15 protein-coding genes are annotated in these 18,799 nt (G+C 32.1%); 2 read left to right on the top strand and 13 right to left on the bottom strand.

All coding sequences use genetic code 11. The annotated features are described in order from the left end of the window. Positions 1-3 precede the first annotated feature (3 nt). On the bottom strand, positions 4-1,362 hold the full coding sequence (locus AABK36_RS17275; protein WP_309940031.1) for an undecaprenyl-phosphate glucose phosphotransferase: 1,359 nt from the start codon (positions 1,360-1,362) through the stop codon (positions 4-6). A gap of 174 nt (positions 1,363-1,536) precedes the next feature. Here AABK36_RS17275 and AABK36_RS17280 point away from each other — a divergent pair, with 174 nt between their 5' ends. Further along, positions 1,537-3,075 carry a capsule assembly Wzi family protein gene (locus tag AABK36_RS17280; protein WP_309940030.1) on the top strand — a complete coding sequence of 513 codons (1,539 nt, stop codon included), beginning with the start codon at positions 1,537-1,539 and terminating at the stop codon, positions 3,073-3,075. A gap of 24 nt (positions 3,076-3,099) precedes the next feature. On the opposite strand, the gene AABK36_RS17285 is transcribed toward AABK36_RS17280, so the two are convergent. The 12 genes from AABK36_RS17285 to AABK36_RS17340 all read right to left on the bottom strand — a co-directional run bounded on the left by AABK36_RS17285 (position 3,100) and on the right by AABK36_RS17340 (position 17,652). Further along, complete coding sequence (locus tag AABK36_RS17285) at positions 3,100-3,789, bottom strand: WecB/TagA/CpsF family glycosyltransferase (RefSeq protein WP_309940029.1); 690 nt, start codon at positions 3,787-3,789, stop codon at positions 3,100-3,102. Between the two features lie 54 nt (positions 3,790-3,843). Further along, on the bottom strand, positions 3,844-5,097 hold the full coding sequence (locus AABK36_RS17290; protein ID WP_309940028.1) for a phenylacetate--CoA ligase family protein: 1,254 nt from the start codon (positions 5,095-5,097) through the stop codon (positions 3,844-3,846). Further along, complete coding sequence (locus AABK36_RS17295; RefSeq protein WP_309940027.1) at positions 5,094-6,101, bottom strand: glycosyltransferase family 4 protein; 1,008 nt, start codon at positions 6,099-6,101, stop codon at positions 5,094-5,096. Before AABK36_RS17295 ends, AABK36_RS17290 begins: the two co-directional genes overlap by 4 nt. Beyond that, the gene (locus AABK36_RS17300; RefSeq protein ID WP_309940026.1) at positions 6,102-6,623 is read right to left on the bottom strand and encodes a serine O-acetyltransferase; all 522 of its coding nucleotides are present in this window, start codon (positions 6,621-6,623) and stop codon (positions 6,102-6,104) included. Beyond that, positions 6,620-7,846: a hypothetical protein gene (locus AABK36_RS17305; protein WP_309940025.1), complete on the bottom strand. Its 1,227-nt coding sequence runs from the start codon at positions 7,844-7,846 to the stop codon at positions 6,620-6,622. The genes AABK36_RS17300 and AABK36_RS17305 overlap by 4 nt, the downstream gene beginning before the upstream one ends. Continuing rightward, complete coding sequence (locus tag AABK36_RS17310; RefSeq protein WP_309940024.1) at positions 7,843-9,366, bottom strand: lipopolysaccharide biosynthesis protein; 1,524 nt, start codon at positions 9,364-9,366, stop codon at positions 7,843-7,845. Before AABK36_RS17310 ends, AABK36_RS17305 begins: the two co-directional genes overlap by 4 nt. 86 nt (positions 9,367-9,452) lie before the next feature. After that, entirely contained in the window at positions 9,453-10,505 is a 1,053-nt protein-coding gene (locus AABK36_RS17315; protein WP_309940023.1) for a polysaccharide pyruvyl transferase family protein, read from the bottom strand. Next, positions 10,502-11,626, bottom strand: a complete 1,125-nt coding sequence (locus AABK36_RS17320; protein WP_309940022.1) for a UDP-N-acetylmuramate dehydrogenase — start codon at positions 11,624-11,626, stop codon at positions 10,502-10,504. Before AABK36_RS17320 ends, AABK36_RS17315 begins: the two co-directional genes overlap by 4 nt. Then, positions 11,616-12,836 (bottom strand): UDP-N-acetyl-D-mannosamine dehydrogenase, encoded by a 1,221-nt coding sequence (wecC, locus tag AABK36_RS17325; protein ID WP_309940021.1) that lies wholly within the window; start codon positions 12,834-12,836, stop codon positions 11,616-11,618. Before wecC ends, AABK36_RS17320 begins: the two co-directional genes overlap by 11 nt. 44 nt (positions 12,837-12,880) lie before the next feature. Then, on the bottom strand, positions 12,881-14,017 hold the full coding sequence (wecB, locus tag AABK36_RS17330; RefSeq protein ID WP_309940020.1) for a non-hydrolyzing UDP-N-acetylglucosamine 2-epimerase: 1,137 nt from the start codon (positions 14,015-14,017) through the stop codon (positions 12,881-12,883). A gap of 4 nt (positions 14,018-14,021) precedes the next feature. After that, the gene (locus tag AABK36_RS17335; RefSeq protein WP_309940019.1) at positions 14,022-15,158 is read right to left on the bottom strand and encodes a Wzz/FepE/Etk N-terminal domain-containing protein; all 1,137 of its coding nucleotides are present in this window, start codon (positions 15,156-15,158) and stop codon (positions 14,022-14,024) included. Between the two features lie 4 nt (positions 15,159-15,162). Continuing rightward, on the bottom strand, positions 15,163-17,652 hold the full coding sequence (locus AABK36_RS17340; protein ID WP_309940018.1) for an SLBB domain-containing protein: 2,490 nt from the start codon (positions 17,650-17,652) through the stop codon (positions 15,163-15,165). Between the two features lie 415 nt (positions 17,653-18,067). Here AABK36_RS17340 and AABK36_RS17345 point away from each other — a divergent pair, with 415 nt between their 5' ends. After that, complete coding sequence (locus AABK36_RS17345; protein WP_309940017.1) at positions 18,068-18,736, top strand: heme exporter protein CcmB; 669 nt, start codon at positions 18,068-18,070, stop codon at positions 18,734-18,736. The last annotated feature ends 63 nt before the right edge of the window (positions 18,737-18,799 follow it).

An 18,799-nucleotide genomic window follows, 5' to 3' on the forward strand; every position in this document is an offset into this window, starting at 1 on the left:
TTTTTAATACGCATTCTCATTATTATTAAATATAGAATCAATAGTCATCAATATTATTTTTAAATCAAAGATAAATGTCCAATTAGCGACATAGAATTTATCCATCGTTACCCTATTTTTCATATCTTGAGTCGTTTCAGTCTCTCCTCTATACCCTTTAGCTTGAGCCAAACCTGTAACTCCAGGCTTCACTTCATGCCTCACCATAAATCTCTCAATTATTTTAGAATATTCTTCTGTATGTTTTAACATATGCGGACGAGGTCCTACAACAGACATTTCACCTTTTAGCACATTAATAAATTGAGGAAGCTCATCAATGGACGTTTTTCTTATAAATGCTCCTATTTTGGTTATTCTTACATCATTTTTAGTAGCTTGCTTATTATCCGCATCTCGATTCACTCCCATAGAGCGAAACTTAAAACACCAGAATGGTTCATTATTTATACCACTTCTTTTTTGCTTAAAGAAAACCGGCCCTTTTGATTCCATTTTAATTAAAAGCCCTAAAATTGGTACTAGCCAAGATAGAATAAAAACAATAACTAAAAAAGAGAATAAAACATCAAAACTTCTTTTGAGAAATTTATTAAACGGATCATCTAAAGGAATTTCTTTAATACTCAATACTGGAATATAATCATATATCTGAGGTTCAACCCCTTTCAACTTAAAACCTCTGTAATCAGGAATAACCTTGACCTTAATAAAATTATCTTCAGCAAAATTTATTATTCGATTTATTTCTTTCGCATCAACAAAAGCTGTGCAACAGTATATTTCATTGATTTCATTATCCAAACAATATTGATTCAATTCCCTTAAATCTCTGCTGCTATTACCATTTCCAAAAAAGCCCAAAAAAGAATATCCATTTTCAGGATATTGTTGAAAATAAGCAGCCAACTCCTCTGCTATATCCCCATATCCAGCTATTACTACTTTTTTAAAATTATGTCCACTTCTTCTCCAGCTCTTCATGAAAAAGGTGAAAACTGTTTGGAAAAGTGAGATAAAAATGATTGAAAAAAAGTAAAGCTTAAAAATATAGTCATTACGAACTTCTTCCCCCCTTAAAAACAACAACAGAAATATAAATAGCAAATAAAATCCAAATGCATTAAGTAACTTCTTAAATATTTGTTCAATTTTCAAATTTCGTTTAGAATCATTTATCTGCGTGAAAATAGAGGCAAATACCCATGATATGCTAAAAAGCAACAAAGTACTAAAGAAATCTCGGCCTAAAAAAATTGAATTAAAACTTGTTTCTATTACTTGAAAAGCAAGAAATGAAAAACAAATCGCTAATAAATTTAACAATAAGTTAATTTCCTTTATATATTTTTCGTATCTCATATACTGTATTTAACTATTCAAAATTAACAGACAAATTTAACCAAATTTAAAATGAAAGATCATCAGGTTCAAAGATAAAAAAATATATTTGTATAACTTTGAAGTTAAAAGAAGCTTAAAATACCCGATTTATATATTCTTGTACAAGCTTGCGAGAATTTTTCAAAATTCATCATGCAAAAAAAACACAATCTTAGTTTATTTATATTATCATTTTTTTTCTTATCTCATCAATTAAGTGCTCAAGATTTAGATTCACTTAAAATCGAAATCAGTTCTTTAAATGCTTTTTCAAGCAAAGGCTACCTTCCTTTGTGGATGAGTGCTAATAGACATGGACTATATGACGACTCTCAAGCCAACTATATTCTCAAAGGAGCAATATATGGCGAAAAACAAATATCAAAAAAATTAAAATTTTCAGGAGAATTAGATCTACTACTTTATAATAACAGCATATCTCAAAGCAGAGCTCAACAAGCATATTTACAGCTTGATTATGGAAAGTTTAGATTTTGGGGAGGATTAAAAGAACACACCATGTCAAGTCATGCCCCAGATATCGGAAGCGGTTCATTTTCAATTAGCGGCAATGCTAGGCCAATTCCTACAATCGCCTTTGGTTTTCCAGAATATACTGATTTACCTTGGACAAATGGTTTTGTACAGTTCAAAGGTATGTTCGAACAATCTTGGCTTGAAAAAGATCGTTACATATCTAAGGCTATGCTTCATAGTAAGAACTTTTATCTTAAAACTAATAAATTACCTGTAAATTTACAGGTAGGTATGACACATAATGTAGTCTTTGGAGGTACTCATCCTGTTCATGGCAAACTACCTCCCTATAACTTTAAAGACTATTTAACAATTTTAATCCCTGCTGGAAATTCAGGGAACAGTCCGATTGAAGGAGAAAATACTAATCAAGCCGGTACCCATCGAGGAATGTTTGATTTTGGCCTAACCGCAAATATTAAAGACTGGGAATTAACTTTATACCATCAAAAACCTTTTGAGGACCTTTCAGGCTACATTCGCTTTTTCGAGCAAAACAAAGATCATTTTACTGGAATTGTCGCTAAAAGCAAAAGCAAAAAAATCATTTCTGAATTCACCTATGAATGGATTTATACTAAATGGCAAAGTGGTCCAGGCTTACCTGATCCTAACGCAGAACATCCAAATAATGAAAGCAACTACGGCTATAGGTTTGGAGGAAGAGATGATTATTATAACAGCATGCATTATTTAAACGGATACACATTCCATCGTTACTCTATCGGTACTCCTCTTTTCATTACTACAGATCGAGCTAATTACTATTTTGATGGTAATGTACAAGGCACTCAATATAATGAACAATTTGTCAGCAACAGAATGATAGCACATCATTTAGGAATAAAAGGTTGGCTTAGCAAATGGATTTCATATAGAGCTTTGTTTACTTACACCGAAAACTTTGGGACATACACTACAGAAAACAATGGAAGATATAATTGGGATAGTATGAACCCAGATAGACCTCCATATAATGACGGTAGTACTACTTATCAGTTCGATGGCGGGCTTAAACAGTATTACACTATGATTGAAATAAGTTCTCCTCTACCTTTTTGGAAAAACATGTCAGCCCATTCAACATTCGCCTACGATTTTGGAGAACTTAGTCATAACTTTGGAATGATAATAGGGATCGCTTATACATTGTAAAATTTTCAATCACCTTAAAAACAATTAAAACCCAAGCTTTTCCCTTATTACAAGTGATATAAATTTTGAATTCCCTACAAGGTACCTTTTCCACATTCTCTTAGGTTCTTGAATCAAACGATAAAACCACTCCATCCCAATTTGCTGCATCCATATTGGAGCTCTCTTTGCTTTTCCAGAGACTACATCAAAACTACCACCAACACCCATCACAAATGGAATATTTATAATATCCTTATACTTATTCATAAATATTTCCTTCTTAGGTGAAGTAATTGCGATAAACAACAAATGCGCCTCACTCTCTCCAATCTGACGAGCAATTTGATCTTCTTCTTCAGAAGCATAATACCCATTTCTATAGCCTGCAATAATATCTGATGAATACTTCTCAGAATAGATATCAACAACTTTACTAACAACTTCTTCTTTAGCACCAAAAAAGAAACATTTATATCCTTTGTTATAGGCTAGAGCTACTAAGCTTTCCATTAAGTCAATTCCAGCAACTCTTTCAGGTAAAGGCTGACCTAGAAATCTGGATGCCCACACAACAGCCTGACCATCTGCATTAATCAAATCAGATTCAACTACCGATTTATATAATTGCATATCAGACTGCATGGCAACCATCTTTCCAGCATTTACGACAACATGTTGTATTGGAGTATTACTCTCAATAGCATGATCAATTTTATCAATTGTTTCTCCCATTGTCAAATTGTCAATGGGGGTTTTTAAAATGTTTATCCTCTTATTCAATCTTTGTCAAATATTTTTATTTACAATGGTTTGATGCTTGCCATTTTTCAAATGCTCTAAAATATGATTAGACAAAAAGGTAATATTATATGCCCCAATCTTTCCTCTTATTGCATTACCGTACTTAATTCTAATAGCTTCAAGGTCAATGCTTTCTTCTGTGACTAAATTTATTCTGACATTTCTATCTTCTATAACTACTTGATAGCTGGAAATACTTTGGTTCTCTCTAAATAAATGATTAAAAAATTCAGAATGAACCATTGCATTTGTTTCAGTATTAAAAACTACATCATTTGACCTTCCTGAAATTTCCTGAATAATCGGAAAGCCACGGCCACAAGCACATAGTCGATCAGAAAGAACAACTCTATCCCCTGTATCATACCTTAATAATGGCATAACTTCATTTTTCATATCAGTAGAAACTAGTCGTCCATCAATAGATTCAACATAGGCTCTAGTACTTATATAATGAAACCCATCATGAACTTCGCACTCAAAAGCACTTACCCCTCCATCGTTACACCCATATTGATTGAAAACCTCACATGAAAATGAGTTTTCAATTTTTTTTCTCATTGATTCAGTTAAATTCTCAGCAGTGGAAATAACAGACTTCACAGAAACCTGCTTAGCATTATTTTCATTGAATTTTGCTAATTCGTAAAGAGAAAATGCATATCCATATAAAAACTGAACATTATGTTTTTCAATATAGCTTAAACAAGCTTTCATTAACTTCTGATTCATGTCAAAAGAATCAAAAACTTTAACATTCATTAAAGCATAGTAAATCTTCAATTTCCATCCTTTTCCAAAAATAGAACTGCCAGCTAAAAAAACAACTTTTTCCCCCCATATCCAACCTGCAGCATTCCATGCCAATAAAATCCCTGCCCAAAGATAACTTTGGGATTCTTTTCCAGTATAGTAGACAAAAGGTTCTCCTGTTGATCCTCCAGTTTTTTTTCTTACTCGCTCTTTTTTTGAAATAAAAGGATTAAAAAAACTGTCATATTTTTCTCTCACGATCTTCTTTGTAAGGATCGGATATTCATCAAAGCTAGCGTAACTTTTATAAAAAGGTATATTTTGTGACTTTTTCACAAGTTCATCTAAAGACGTTTGTGATAACTTATTTAACTTTGACTTGTCTAAAAATTGAAACTTTAACAGTTCTGTAAAAACTTTTACTACCGATGTTCCTCTTATAACATCAATAACTAAAAACCCAAACTTACCGAATAATTCTCTCATATTTTCTTTAGATATAAATCATAGGAATGAATCATCATACTTTCACTAAAATATTTTTCGTACATAACTCGAGAATTCTTAGACAACTTCATAAACTCTCTACTATCTCGAGATGGTAAGTTTTCTAACACATCAAAAAGAGAAACAATATCAGTAACTTCAAAACCATTAAACCCATTTTTACAAACCTCCCCACATGCCTCTGCACCTTCTGATGTTCTTGCAACTAATGGCCTACCATACATACAGCCCTCAATCAATGAGATTCCTAATCCCTCTTTTTTACTGAACAACATAACATAATCATATTTAGGTATTAAGCTATATACATCTTCAACAAACCCAAGATAGTCAAAACATTCTCTAAATGCAGATTCATTTATTGCTTGAACAAGAGTCTCTGACTGACACCCTTCTCCAGCAAAAGCGATTTTAAAATTATTATTTCTACCGCTATCCATATTTTGAATAATCTCTAACTGTTGTTTATTTGATTCTATTTGACCTAATAACAATATTCTGTTCGCACTCTTAAAATAATTCTTCTCTCCCTTTTTTTTATGGTCTTCTACTCCATTATAAATCACTTCTATTGAAGTGTTATCAACATTAAAATAATCAACAAGATTACTTCTAACCGCTTTTGAAACAGCAATAATATTTTTTGGAAAAAAGGAAAAGTACTTATGCTTATTATATACTCCATGAGCAACATGAATTAACTTAAATCTAAATAAATAATTCAATAGTACTAATCCCGATGTAAGCTTTCTATCGTGAGAAATAATAATATAATCCCTAAGTTTTAATTTTCTTAAATCATAAAAATGTAAAAATTGATTTCTATCTAAACTTGATAAAAAACGTTCATTAATATCTTCATACTTATCGAAACTGCAAATATAATTTCGCCCAAACTTATTTAAGTATTTATACAATTGAAAAATTACTTTTTGCGCCCCCCCATACCGCTTAAAAGAAGGAAATACATGAATTACTTTCATTTATATACTTTTATTCACACCAACAATAGTTGTATTCTCAGTCACATCTTTTGTCACTATCGCCCCAGTCCCAATTTTAGAATTCTTTCCAAGAAGTACTGGGCCCAATACCGTACTATTAATCCCGACAATAACATTGTCATCAATAACTGGCTGACCAGTAAATTCATCTTTTATTTCACGAACTTTACCATAATTACCACCTAAAGTAACACCTTGATAAATCTTTAACCTCCCTAGAGAACGAACTTCATGACCAATCACTATACCTATACCATGAACCAAACTAAGACCGCCTGCTAATCTCGCTCTGGGATCAATATCCACTGAAAATAAAACTCTGTTTATCAACCAAAAAACCTTCGCTAACGGATACATCTTAATTGTCGAAAAAAAAGAGCTTATTCTAAAAATTATAACAATCCAAAAGTTAACATCCAATAAAACTACCAAGCCTTTAACTAATGACTTACTATTTTTTTTTGACTCAAATTTTGAAAAATAATCTTCAACTATCTTCATATTACTAATTTTTTACTGTTCCCAATTACAAAAGAGCGAATTAAAAATAATGGTGCTAGGTACATATTAAACTTGTAAATAGGGTAAACAAAAAAAGCTGCAAGCATGCACATCATTGAAATGGCAAGAATTATATCAGTTCTTCTATATTTAAAAAATAAAAACAAATAATCAAACAAGTATAAAAGAATGCCGACAATGCCAAACTCTAGTAAAAAAACATGATATTCAGCTGAATCACGCTGACTAGGTGTAATTATTTTTTCTTCCCCATTACTCATCCCAACATAACCCAATGAATTTTCTTCAAGACCAATCGGAGCCCATGCACCTAAACCTTTCCCCAAAACTAAATCAAATGTTGACTCATTCATCATAAATAACGTGGTTCTAACTGCAGGTAATAATCGAGACCCATAATTCACGGCAATTTCTTTATTATTTGATGTTGAGCTTTCTGCTTTATTATATGTCCGAAATCCAATTAAAAAAACACCTATTACAAATGAAGCGATTATTATCTTAAACCTTTTCATTGAAAAAATTGGGAATCCTTGAAATAATTCCATTATAGACACCCCAAATACAACAACAACTAAACCATATGAGCCATTTAACAAAAGAGTTATAAATGAAAAAATTAGCAACACTCGATCTTTATATATCAGCTTACCCTTCTTATAGAACAATAAAAGTCCATTAAATATAAATACAATTGAAAACCAATTTGGCTCTAAAAAGAAACCTCTAAGTCTTGTAGCAAAACTTCCTTCTATTTCATAATGGGCTGCATCAAAAAAAGCTAGCTGATACCCAAAAAGCTTAAACAACAAAAACTGAAACAAACCGCTAATTATCAACAACCACTGAAAATACCCAATAACTCTTATTGAAATTTTGGAACTTTTAAAATGAAAATAACTAAAAACAAACAAAGCAATAAAGTAATAAAGCAGGATCGAAAATCTAGCACTATATGTTCCAAACAGTACGACATGTATCAACACAAACACTAAAAAAGGAACTATACTCCAATTACTTTTCAAAAATTTTAAAGTTTTAACCTTTCGTATATTGTGAAAAATTGAAATTAAAGAATATAGTAATATCAATGCAACTCCTAGGTGAAGCTTAAACCCCCCTACCGGAATTTTTAAAGCAGAGTCCAACGCAAATGTCAGATATATGAACTCATGAAGGTTTATTTTTTTAATACGAATCATTTTATACCTCCTAAATAGTTTTTCAACAATTTACGTTCAGACTGATCGGCTATAAAAAAATATATGCCTACTAAAGATACAAACAAAAGAAAAAGCACTATTAATAAAGCACTAATATAAGATTCTCCTCCACTTAAATACCTTAATGTAAAACCTATTGCAATCAAACTAATTTCAAAAAGCAAAATTAAAAACAAATGCTTATAAATTTTTCTTTTTGAAATTTTTAATTTTTTATTCGCATATAATGGTAGAAAAACCACATTTAAAAGGAAAAAAAACAAAACATTGCTTATAATAACCCCCACCATACCAAAAGTAGTGTATTTAAGCAAAAATATTACAGCAACTATATGACACAAACTAAAAAACAATGTTAAGAGTGCATGACCTTTCATTTTATCAAAAATAGTATTGATTGTTGCTACTTGTCTCATAGCCATAGAAATGCTCAGCAAAACAATGATCAACCGCAAGTAATTCGACAAATATACAAAGTCTTCGCCTACCCATATTTTCAAAATAAAATCAGCAAAAACAAATATTATACTAATCGGAATTGCAATAAAAATCCCTTGATGTTTAATTGAACTCAAGAAAAGTATTTTCATTTTGTCAATATTTCCTTTTGAGTACTCCATCATAATTTTTGGAGCTAAAGAACCACTCAATACAGCTGTCAAACTAATCAATAATACAACCCATTGATTAAGTAATGCAAACTCTCCAGATGTTTCCGAGCCTAAAAATCTATTTATCAATAAAATATCCGTTTGCATAAAAAACATCACACCTAAAACGCTTACGCATGTCCAGCCTGAAAGCTTCATAACATCTGATAAAATACTAGAACTAAACTTAGTAAATGAAAAAGACGGAAGGCTATCTCTAAAATAGTAAATGGAAATTATAGTTGAAATCAGTGAAGAAGTAAAAATCGCTACACCTACTGCAACTATATTGGGAACCACATAACTTAATCCAAAAAAAATAAAAATTAATCGCAGAATATTCCTTGTAACATTTACACCTTGAATCAAATCAATTCTATTTTTCGCATATAATGGACTTGCTAAAGCTGTATTACTCATCACGCAGATCTGGCTTAATCCTACAAATAAAAACAAAAGTCTTATAGAATTTATATCATTAGTATCTACATCTACAAAAACATCAACATTTAGAAGGAACAACAACAATAAGGGGATAACAAGTAAAAAGCTCACACCGTACATTGTGAAAATAGTTGAAAGCACATTGTTAACATACGGTTGATTATTCGATCCAATTCCTACTGTCACAAATTTGTTATTTGCTTGGTTTAAAGATGTCGACAACAAAGCTGAATAAGCCGCCACACTGGTAGCAATTTGGACATAGCCCAATGAAGAAAGTCCTATTAACTTTATTAATAAAGGAGGCAATAACAATCCCAAGCCAATCTTAACAATAAAATTCAATCCATTCACTCCAAAATTTCGAACAAATTGATTTTTATAAACCCTTAACAATACTTCCATCAACAAATTTTATTTTACTGAACTTCATAAAGCTATATTTGATGAAGCAATTCATTATTACACTACCTATGAGCTTATTAATTCTATTAATCTAGAACTCTATTAATAAATGAAATTGAATCTTCTTTTCTTTTTTCCAACAATTCAAGAGGTCTGTTAAAACAAATCTTAGAGTCTAATTTATTTAATAGCTCATCATATGTATTAATTAGTCTATTTTCTAAATTTAAAGAATTAAGTAATTCCACAAATCTAGCGTTCAAGCCGGGTTGACTAGTATTCGGAACAACATAAAATTCCTTTTTCATCAAAATAGAGAATACTGTTCCATGAAATGAGTTAGTTAGAAAATACTTAGCCTGTTTAATTCTATTCAACCAATTGCCTGGACTTTTAAAATACTCATGCTTATGAGCACCTTTAAAATGATAGCCTAAATTAATAATAGGCAGCCCCGTTTGATTACTCAATTTTATCGCCATAGAGTATAGGTTCTCATCCCTCATCGCAGAATAAACAACAATATATTCTTTGTTAAACTTTTTAGAATCACATACAGCATCATAATCCGAGCAACTTAATAGCAATGTTGGATCTAATACTATTTGAGTTTCTAAACTACTAATTGTGGAAACAAATTCAGAAACATACATTTCTCTGACAGAAACCGCATCAAAATGCTTAATTTCTTCTTTCACATCGTCTAAAAATGTAGAAGCAATTGGATTATTTCCCATACTAACTGCATAACCAACCTTTTTAGCTTGTTTAGGGGCAAAATTTAAAAAGTAGGATATATCCTCCTTCATAATATTTGTATTCCAAACTTGATCACTCCCAACAAAATAATAATCTGCTTCAGGTAATTTACTGCACAAATCAGCATTTGAATAATAGCTTTCTTTTGTCAACCCTAGCCTACCAAAAAAACTATCAAACGTTCTGTTCATTAATTTCCTTTTTAGATAACTAAGCACTGACGGCTGATTTTTAAGAGTAACTTTCATCCAATAAGGAATATAGTCTATCACCTCAACCTTAACATCTTTACTCTCAAGTACCTTTTTTAGTGCATATATCTGTAAAACAGCGCCATAGTTAGTAGCTCTTTGGTATGCTAATATATAAGCCTTTTTCATCTAATTAATTCTTTTGCCTTTAATAGAAATTCTTCATCTGCTTTATAAATTGACTTTAAAACAGGTTCATTTTCAATCTTATATACTGAATCTACCAAGTCATGTAAGCCATACATATAATTTAGAAAATCGATACCAGTCAACTTATTTTTATTAATCAAAATATTAGCGCTTTTTTTGGACATAGGATGCGATTCTATTTCTTTAGACAACTCTTTTAAATACATTTTAAGCAGTTTATTAAAAGGAATGCTATCGGGGCTCTTTCGTTTATAAAATTTGACTAAAGGATTCTTGAATAACACTTTAATCACAAAATACAAATAATAAAGTTTTTTATTTCTTTTTAATATTTCGGCATATAAATTACCGCTCAAAGAAATCATACTGCCTAAATTAGGGTAAGCAAACTCTTGATATGAATGTCGTGCTATATGAAAAGTTTCAATCTTTTTTGAAATTACAGAGCCTTCCCCTTTTCTTAAAGCAAAATTCACTGCTAAAATAATTAATGATGATGATTTAAATATAGAATCACGATATTTAAACCCGCAATCTAATTTATCTAATGTAACAAAGTTACCTTTTTCATCAAGGCATTCGACTGAAATGATTTGATCGGAAATATTATAACCATAAGCTCCTGCGTTCATAAAAACGCCTCCTCCAATAGTCCCTGGAATTCCTTCCAATCCTTCAAACCCCTCATATCCCTCAACAAGCATAACGCGAACAAATGCTTCTAAAGAAAACCCTGCTTCTATACGTGCTATTCTATTTTTATGATCAATGTTACAGTTCCCTAAATTCTTAGTTGAAACGACAACAGCGTATGTAATTTCATCAAAGAATAAAATATTGCTCGTAGCTCCAATTAACTTATAATCAATTTTTTCATAATAAAGGAAATCAATTACTTTTCGCATCTCCTTAAGAGAAGATGGTGCTATAAAACATTTTACATGTCCTCCAGTTTTAAAATAGGTTTGATATTTTAAGTGATAATCCTCAACAAAATAGACAAAACTATTTCTTAGAAAAGATTTAAGTTCATCCAATTTAATTTCTATACTACCAACCTGAACTTGACTCACAATATCAAATAATTTATTATATTCCACAAAAATTTAAAACCACTTTGCTATCGTTTTCTAAATCAAGGCTTTTAAACTCATCATGTGCAACTAGAATAGCAATAATATCCGCTTTCTTAACAGCTTCTTGATAAGGTGTTAATTTAAAAACTTTATGATCTTCAATATTAGGTTCAACAATTAAATAATCTTCATTATTTGCATCTTGAAGCACTTTCTGAACAATATACTTTGCAGGGCTTTCTCTCAAATCATCAATGTTTGGCTTGAATGCTAAGCCCATCAATGCTAAAGTTGGCTTACGCCCATTTTTTAGTTCAAATTCAAGTTTTGCCGTCTTGATTTTTTCAGCACACCAAAATGCTTTATAGTTGTTAATCTCTCTAGCTTTGCCAATTATTTGAGACTCCATAGGATACTCTGAAACAATGAAATATGGGTCAACAGCAATACAATGTCCTCCAACACCACAGCCTGGCTGAAGTATATTTACTCTTGGATGCTTATTAGCTAAGCTAATAAGTTCCCAAACATTGATCCCTGCTTTATCACAAATCAATGAAAGTTCATTAGCAAAGGCTATCTGTACATCACGTGAAGAGTTTTCCACTAACTTGCACATTTCTGCCGTTCTAGCATTTGTTTGATGTAACTCTCCTTTGACAAACTGTTTGTAAAATTCAACCGCTTTTTGAGTAGAGGTATCGTCTATACCGCCAATTACACGGTCATTATGCACTAATTCATACATCACGTTACCTGGCAAAACACGTTCTGGACAGTAAGCTATACTTATCTTTCCTTGTAAATCCGGTCTTGCTTGATATATTAAATTAGCCATTTTCTCAGTAGTGCCAACAGGCGAAGTAGACTCAATAATGTACAAATCACCTTCTTTTAACAAAGGTAATACTGAACGAGTTGCTGATTCGACAAAAGAGATATCTGGTTCGTGATTGCCCTTAAATGGAGTTGGAACAACTATCAAGTAAGTTTTAGCCTCAATTGGTTCTACCCCTGCTTTCAAATAATCATTTGTTACAGCCGTTTCAACAACTTGATCCAACTCAGGTTCAATTATATGTATTTTACCTGAATTTATAGTATCAACTACTTGAGGGTTAATATCTACACCCCATACTTTAACTTGATTTTGTGAAATCAATGCGGCTGTTGGTAGGCCTATATAACCTAAGCCCATCATGACTACTTCTGATATGTATGTTTCTTTATTCATTCGTTTATTTCTATAAAAAGATTAAAAAATAGATAAAAGTTCCTTTAATTTTCAACAGATACTTCATCTAACTCAGCGATGAAATTTACAATCCTATGAGCAGCTTTTCCATCTCCATAAGGGTTGTGTAGTTTACTCATTTCTTCATATCGTTCATTATCATATAACAAATTCATTGTTTCATTTACAATCTTATCTTTATCAGTTCCTACCAAAATTACAGTTCCAGCTTCAATGGCTTCTGGCCTTTCAGTTGTATCTCTCATCACTAATACTGGTTTACCTAAACTTGGAGCTTCTTCTTGGACACCGCCACTATCTGTTATAATAATTTTTGCTTTATCCATTAACCAAACAAAAGCTTCATAAGGCAATGGATCTATTAAATTAATCGATGCATGCCCATCTAAAATATCGTAAACTGGTTTTTGCACGTTTGGATTTAGGTGAACAGGATAAATTATCTTAACATCATTTGCTTTATCTGCAATTTCTTTCAATGCTTCACAGATATTCAAAAATCCTTGGCCATGATTCTCTCTCCTATGACCTGTCACTAATATGATGTCTTTGTCTGTTTGAATCAATTTTTTTAATTGTTGAATCTTAGGGGATTCCATTTGGTTAACTATCTCAACACTCTCCAGTAATGCATCTATTACAGTATTTCCAGTCACCAAAATATCTTCTTCCTTTATATTCTCTGCTAACAAATTTGACTTAGATTTATCTGTTGGTGCGAAATGATAATCGGCAATACGCCCTGTAATTTGACGATTGATTTCTTCAGGAAAAGGAGATTTTTTATTATTGGTCCGAAGTCCAGCTTCTATATGGCAAACTTTCGCTCCGCTATAAAATGCAGCTATACTTGAAGCCATAGTAGTAGTAGTATCCCCATGCACAAAGACATAATCAGGAATAAATTCCTCCAAAATGGACTTAAGCCCATTGATAATATCTCCTGTCAAAGAATAAAGGTTCTGATTTGGCTTCATCAAATCTAAATCAAAATCAGGAGTAACATCAAAAAAATCAAGTACCTGATCAAGCATTTCTCTATGCTGAGCAGTAACACAAACTTTTGTTTCAAACGCCTCTTTTGCTTTAAATTCTTTAACCAATGGCAACATCTTAATTGCTTCTGGTCTTGTACCAAATACTAGAAGTATCTTCTTCATAATGTTACCACTGACCTTTTAAATTATTAAACAAATTATTAAAAAAAACTATTATTATACCCAATACGATGCCGATAAAAACTGAAGATATTAAAATCATACCTTTTCTAGGAGCACTCTTTTTATAAGGAATTTCTCCAGGACTTAAAACAGTGAAAACTGGTGTTTCTTCCTTAAGCTTGATCTCTGCCTGTTCCAACTGGTTTGTTAAACCGCTATACACACTAAACGCTAAATTTAAATCAAACTCTAATCTTTGCTTTTCAAGGTTAGCATCAGCAGTAATAATATTTCTATGCGAATCTGTATACTTGGCCATTTTTTCTTGAAGACCTTCATATTGACCTTTAGCTTCCAAATATCTTTCTTTGATAAAATCTACATTCTTCTTTTGTTTCTGAACTTGATAATCAATCACAAAATCAGTTAAAGCCCTCACTACCAATCCATTAACTTCGGCTGAAGCGTATGCATCAGGCATTTCAACAGATATATTAATAAGTCCATTTTTTTTATCAGATTCAATTGTAATTCTATCTTTCAAATCATCCAATAATTTCGCTTCATCTTCAGTCAATTTAATATAATTTTCATCAGCAGCTTTCAGTTTTCTTTCATCTTTAAATAGTTTTACTAACTGAAATGGTAAGCCAAAAGTATACTGAATAATTATATCAGATACATTTACAGGCGCATGCTCTTCAAAATAATTTCTCAACGGAATTTTTCTTCCTAATGACTCAAAATATATTGGCGTCTCAATAAGTTCCAACTGAAAAGGTGTACTTTCAAGCACTTTTGGATACAGTTCTGGCGAAAATGAGCCTTTCCCCCCTAAAGCAGCCATATCTATGCCTGCCAATCCTGCCAATCCACCTAAACCACCTAAATCCATCATAGAGCTTTCATCTGATTCAGGTAAAACAACACTAATGGAGGTATATTCGGCAGGTGTCGTAAAGGCATAAAAAATTCCAATAACCAAAGTCACTAATGAGATTTTGGAAATTAATTTTCTTCTATCCCAAATACTTTTTGCCACTTCTATTAGATCTATTTCATCTTCATCTACATATTGTTTAGAATGCTGAGAAGTAGCTACGGACGACCTTGTTTCTGTTTCTGTTTCTGCTGGCAACATAAATTTACTTATTTGCTTCGTTTGAAATAGTTACAACTAATAATACCAAAGAGGCTAAACTACTGGAAATTCCAATCCATTGTGTAGCAGACATTTTCTTACTTTCAGGCTTCAAAGGAACTACCACTTTTGAACCTGGTTTAACTTTTGGGTATTTCTTAAAAAAGATCAATCGATTTCTCGTCTTTGCAGACACGCCATTAGGATAAATTACAAATGTTTTCTTTCTATCAGCGTTTGCTGTAAAACCTCCACTTGCGTTGATATAATGAATAGCTGTTGAATTATTCTTAAATGGAACTCCTACTGGGTTTAGTGCTTCTCCTTGTACTGAAACAGTTTGTTGAGTTGTAGGAATATGCAGAATATCACCTTTTTCAAGATATAAATTCTCAGGGCTATCCGGTTTTTTCAAAATTTTAACCAAATCAATTCCGATCACCTGAGTGGTCTGTGCTTCCAAACCGCGTTTCTTCAAAACATCTTGATTTACTTTTTCAGACTGAGTAACTTCGACAACTCTCTGTAAAGAAGCTCCCTCGGCAAAAGCAAACTGCGTGAGCCCTCCAGCTCTTTCCAATAAATCGCTAATTTTCTCATGTTCACTTTCAAGCGAGTATTTCCCTGGATATAAGACTTCTCCTGAAACTCCCACATTAATTTGATCTTTATAATTGGGGTCAGCCTTTATAAAAACTTGATCATATGGTTCTAGAACAAAAGCGTTCTCAGGAGATCTATCATTTAAATCATCGATATTAAAATGAATTATTTCAGCTAATGCGGTAGTTCTTGTTCTAGCATTTTCAGGCTCATTAATACGCCTTGATATTTCAACATTCATACCTGTCGCATTATTCTTAAAACCTCCAGCCAATAATATTAAATCACGAATAGTAACGCCTTCGGAATACGGAAATTCTCCTGGAAACTGAACTTGACCGTGAATTTCTACACTTTGAGCTTCTCTAAGTTCAAATATCGAGAACACACGTACCTGATCATCCCTAATAATATTTATATCAGTAGCTTTTCCTTTGATCAAATCCTTCAAATTAACAGAAATCATTTCAGGCTCAAAATCTTCGCCTTTTCTTGTAATGATAGCTCTATCCAAGTAAGCATCCTCTTTAAGACCATCTGCCTTTTCAATTAAACTCATTAATGTCAAACCGTCTGTAACAGAGTAATCCCCTGGTCTAAATACCGCTCCAGTTAGGCTAACTTTATTTTCAAACCTGTTAAGAATTTTATGAGCGATGATAGAATCTCCATTCATCGGTATAAATGAATCGAACTCATCATCATTAACATCAATAATTTTAAATTCTTTTTTTGTTTTCCTAATAACTTCTAATCTATGCGTATATGCATCAGAAGTAAAGTTTCCCGCATAGCCAATAATTTCGCTTATACTTTCTCCGGGTTTAGCCTCAAACAAACCTTCAATTTTAAACTCACCAGCCATTGCAACTCTATCATCAAACGGAGGCACCATTACAATATCCTGATCCTGCAATACTATATTATCAGCAGAATTTCCTTTTAACAAAAAAGCATAAACATCAACAGTTTTATAAATCTTGTTATTTCTAATAATTTGAATTTTTCTAAATGATCCATAATTATTAGGTCCCCCAGTTAAATAAAGTGCATTAAAAACTGACGCAGTGGCAGGCAGAGTATATGTGCCAGGCACCAACACTTCACCAACCACAGAGACTTTAATTGTCCTCATAGTTCCTAAACTCACTTGAACAAATGTATTAGGCTTACCATTTGAAGAACTAACAAGTCCCTGATAAATTGTCGACAAACGATCGAAAATATGTTTATTAGCCACTTCAATGGTCAATCCACTGACGTAAATTGGTCCAACCCCTTCTAAATTTACAGTTCCATTTTTCTGAATTGTCGTATAAAAACTCTGTTGTGTAGCCCCCCAAATATCAATAATAATCTCATCACCAACTCCTAATTGATAATTTTTTGGCGTTGGTATATTATAATTTGGTTCGAAAGTCAAGTTTGGGTTATTAAACAACTTAACCCCAAATATTCTTTTATTCGGAAGATCCCCAAAAGGGATTTCCTCTCTTTGATCTAAATAATTAAAACTTAATGAATCGACTCCAACACTATCACCTGCTTCTGTTTCAGACCCTACTCCAACAGCGGATGAAGACCCTCCAGACATTCGAATCTGATTAATTCTCATACGCATTTTAGTTATTTCTGATTCAGGAACACCTTGAAGTCTTGCCATAGCTTCCAACTCTTGCTCGGACATTCCACTCTCTTCAAACTTCTTAAGCATTGCTCTTAATTGATCATCACTTAGCTGATCAACCTTCATATTCTTATACTTATCCAGTTCGGATTGACTTATACCCAAACTACCGGCTTGAGAAAAAGCATTTTGTGGAATGGTAATAATAAACACAACAAGCAGAAACAAAGCTGCTTTTGCGATGATAATGTGAGGTTTTGTCATTTGTCAGTATTTTTGTCTTGAAAAAGACACTCGTCAACGGAATTTCGTTTCATTGAAGCTGCAAATTTATAGGTATTCAAAATCTTATAAAAGCTTTTTTTGCAATAAAAAGTTAAAACATAGTTAATCTACACAAGCACAAAAAAAAACTAATCAATTGACTTGCAAACAGATACAACAAACAAAATCCAAAAAAACACAATCACTGAAATAAAAACCAATTCAAAAAAGTCAATTTCATCACTATTTCAAAATAATTTAATTCTCTAAACAAATACTTCACTTCAAAAGACTAAGTAGCCAATTTTATATACATGTCCTATTAAATCTAAAGCAAAGAGGCTAAATTTGTAATCATTAAGCTACTATAAAAGGCTTTTGAGTAAATCAATTAGATAACAAATCTATTTATTAAATGCAGTTTCAACACCTTAAGGCTCTTTTACAAAAAGAATTCATCATGGAGTGGCGACAAAAATTTGCAATTAACGGCATCTTACTATATGTCGCAAGCACTGTATTTGTTTGTTACTTGAGCTTTTTCACTCAAAACGCTAAAGTTGAACCTGAAACATGGAATGCCCTTTTCTGGATCATCATGCTTTTCACTGCGACTAATGCTGTAGCGAAAAGCTTCATGCAAGAAAGTGAAGGTCGAATGCTTTATTATTATTCCATAGCATCCCCCGTAACTGTTTTGCTGTCCAAAATTATATACAATACTTTTTTGATGCTAGCATTGGGACTAATTGCTTATAGCTTTTATTCTGTCGTAATGGGCAATCCTGTTTTAAATCATTCGTTATTTCTTTTGAATCTATTTATTGGCGCGATTGGATTTAGTGTAACTCTAACCATGGTCTCAAGTATTGCTTCTAAAGCAAGAAATAGCGGAACTCTGATGGCGATATTAGGCTTTCCTGTCATGATACCAATATTATTGATGACCATGAAAGTGTCAAGCAATGCTCTTGAAGGGCTAAGCATTGACTCCAGCATCAATGAAATAATAGCATTGTCTTCAATCAATGTAATCGTTGTTGTTGTCTCCTTATTATTGTTTCCATACTTGTGGAGATCATAGATACTATCAGCTTGCAATCATATGCATTAGTTATAACTAAAATATCAAGGTTATTTTATACCT

The organism is Aureibacter tunicatorum, from assembly GCF_036492635.1.
GTDB lineage: Bacteria > Bacteroidota > Bacteroidia > Cytophagales > Cyclobacteriaceae > Aureibacter > Aureibacter tunicatorum.